This is a genomic window from Alteromonas sp. McT4-15 (assembly GCF_020515205.1).
Lineage (GTDB): Bacteria > Pseudomonadota > Gammaproteobacteria > Enterobacterales > Alteromonadaceae > Alteromonas.
This window is the reverse complement of record NZ_JAJALG010000076.1, coordinates 1-2,711: the sequence shown is the minus strand read 5'-3', so window position 1 is coordinate 2,711 and position 2,711 is coordinate 1. Positions and strand designations below refer to the sequence as shown.

Genomic DNA, 2,711 nt, shown 5'->3' with positions numbered 1-2,711 from the left:
ATGGCAGAATATTGGAAGGTAACCCACCGCCACAGACCATATAATATAATACCTGTAGCGTTCTATGTTACTTTAGAGGGGAAAATCCCTAGAACCCCTCATGGCTAAGTACTGTTGGTATGCGTTTGGGAGCGCGAGCCCTAATCGTGTCTGGCAACAAAGTTAGTTCGCGTTCAAACACATGTTTGTACATAAAGACAATTGCACACAGAGCGAGATTTTGGGTGGATGAGGTTACATGCCGCTTAACAGCCAAGTATGTTAGGAAGTCTGTCACTTCCTGCTCACCTAGTTCTTCGGGGTGACGCTTTTGATTAAAAATAATAAAACGCTTTATCCATAGTAAGTAGGTTTTTTCGGTCTGAATTGAGTAATGCTTAGTCCGCAAAATAGCACGAATTTTTTCTATGAAAGGGCTTTGACCCATAACAATCCTCCAGTAAATGATGTTGTGTAATTACTGAGAAGTCTCAGTAACACGCATCATAAAATTGGATGAATGGAGTTGTAGCCCAGTAGATTCATAAGCATTGGTCAGTTTATCTTATGTTATTAATAAGAGTTCTTAGTAACCACACGAGAAATTCCCTCAAAAATACGCTGTAAGCCTCGGCTCTAGTGACAATAGAGCACAGTTTAACTTTGGATTTAATGAGAAGTCTTAGTAATCAGCAAATTTAAGCATATAAAACTGATAACTTATTGATAATGAAATATTAGCTTACAAAATGTGCCCGTTATTAGAGAGAATTCTTAGTAATATGCACCAAAAGTATTTAATTTAATCGTTATCAGTCTTGTAAGAGGATGATATCCAATACATTTGTGGAGTTTTGTTGCGTGAAACCTACTGCGTGTTACAGTGAAGTCTCCATAATAAGATGTTAGGTGCTTATGAGAAGCGAAACAAGAACTCAAGAATGGTTTCTAAAAGATCCAAGAACCAGAAAATGGATTCGACAATGCGCAGCTTGCGGTCAATACGGTAAAGATCCTGATTCGCCACAAGATATACCAAAAGTAAATTTCGGAAGCATGTTTCCTGATATGGTATTGGATGATAGAGGTTTCTGTCAGTTCTGTAGCCCAAGAATAAAGTAGTATCTCGTTGGGAATTGATTTTCAAAGTAGACTTTGCGTTTTACTTGATTTCAAACGAGGTTTAAATATGCACGCACCTAACAAGCCAAGCAAGTGGGACAATTACATGTGGGCTCCCTTCGCTTCGCTCCGTATTTTAGCCCACATGTAATTGCCCCTTCTTGGGGTGTTATGCATATGAGGTAAATCAGGGATGAAGAGGTTATTTTGGTTAGTAAGTATTGCACTAGTTGTCATGGCAATTATCTCCTCGTGGGATATTTCTAATTCTTTTGGAGAAGTTTTGTTTATTGTCGGACTAGCTTCTGGTGCACCTTTAATTTTGGCGGGCATTTTCAGTGGGCTTAAGCCAGACCAGACCGCCATGCAGTATGTTACCGCTGCATCATTTACAGCAGTATCCGCTGTTGGGCTATATTTTCTGTCTTTAGCTTCACTGCAAGTTTTAACCTCAGGTCCGCTTAACGAATCCGGAATGTTGTTTACTTTTCTTCCTTTTCTGTATATTAAGTTTGCTGTCACAGGAGCTTTGATTGGTGGCATCGCGTTTTTAGCGGTGTGGCTGTTTGGAAAATATGCATAACAAGGCGCTGAAATCGCAGTCGCCTCCGGCAACTGCTGGGACGCAAACGCGCGGCGGCTTCGCCATTATCGCCGCACGTTCACGCCCCTTAGCTTAGTGTTAGGTACTACAAGGAGTGTTTGAGAATGAGCATTGAATTAACTATCAAATATACCGATGCAGAGTATAAGGCAGCTATCAAGGAAAAAATGGCAGTTATGCCAAACAAGAATCTTCATACCTACTTACCCTCGGGCATTTTATTTATCGTGGTTTCCGCACTTTACTACTTCAATTTCATTTTTAGCTGGTGGGGAATTGCTACTACGGTAATTCTTTCAATCTACGCTATCCCGTGTCTGCTTGGAGATTTTTTAATGCCAAGTATTGCACTCGCTTTTGCCAAAAAGAAAAAACTTCAAGACACTTATCACTTTAAGATCGATCAAGACAGAATTGAAAGAAGTTCAGAGAAAGGAGTTTTAACAACCAAATGGGAGGAATTATCGTCGGTTGATTTCTTTCCTAGCAATGTATTCTTTAATTTGCCAAATGGGTCTATGCTCGTCCCTAACTCTTATTTATCCAGTGCGGAGTTAGAGGTTCTTAAATCTTATGCGGCACGTACCTAACAAAAAAATTAAGTCACTCACTGCGTTCGCTGGGACGCATACACGTGGGCTGCTTCGCATTATAGCCCTCGCGCCTGCGCCCCTTATTTAAAAGTTATACACCACCCATTATTTAGTAATAATCAGGCTAAAGTTCAGCACTTTTTTACAACGGCTTTGGAGTTTCGTTTTAGCTTTTTGTCAGCATCGAAGGTAATTTGAAAGTTCTGCTTTTCAACTCACGCCGCGCTCTTTTCTGGCTGCTTGCTAAAGTTAAAATCACAGGTTGTTTTGTTCGGTACTTTTATTCTATTTTCTTCAACATGCTGGCAGTTAACAAACGGTTTGTGTATAACAAAAAAATTAAGTCGCCTGCTAGCGCAGGCTGGGACGCATACACGTGGGCTGCTTCGCATTATAGCCCACGCGTCTGCGCC

The 2,711-nt window shown here is 40.6% G+C and carries 3 protein-coding genes; 2 read left to right on the top strand and 1 reads right to left on the bottom strand.

All coding sequences use genetic code 11. The features are described 5' to 3' along the window. Positions 1–88: 88 nt before the first annotated feature. Complete coding sequence (locus tag LHL20_RS20685; protein WP_226434655.1) at positions 89–427, bottom strand: phage integrase N-terminal SAM-like domain-containing protein; 339 nt, start codon at positions 425–427, stop codon at positions 89–91. A gap of 867 nt (positions 428–1,294) precedes the next feature. Between LHL20_RS20685 and LHL20_RS20680 the strand changes: the two genes are divergently transcribed. Together LHL20_RS20680 and LHL20_RS20675 are read left to right on the top strand one after the other, a co-directional pair. Further along, positions 1,295–1,684: a hypothetical protein gene (locus LHL20_RS20680; RefSeq protein WP_226434654.1), complete on the top strand. Its 390-nt coding sequence runs from the start codon at positions 1,295–1,297 to the stop codon at positions 1,682–1,684. A gap of 125 nt (positions 1,685–1,809) precedes the next feature. Beyond that, on the top strand, positions 1,810–2,295 hold the full coding sequence (locus LHL20_RS20675) for a hypothetical protein (RefSeq protein WP_226434653.1): 486 nt from the start codon (positions 1,810–1,812) through the stop codon (positions 2,293–2,295). Positions 2,296–2,711 lie beyond the last annotated feature (416 nt).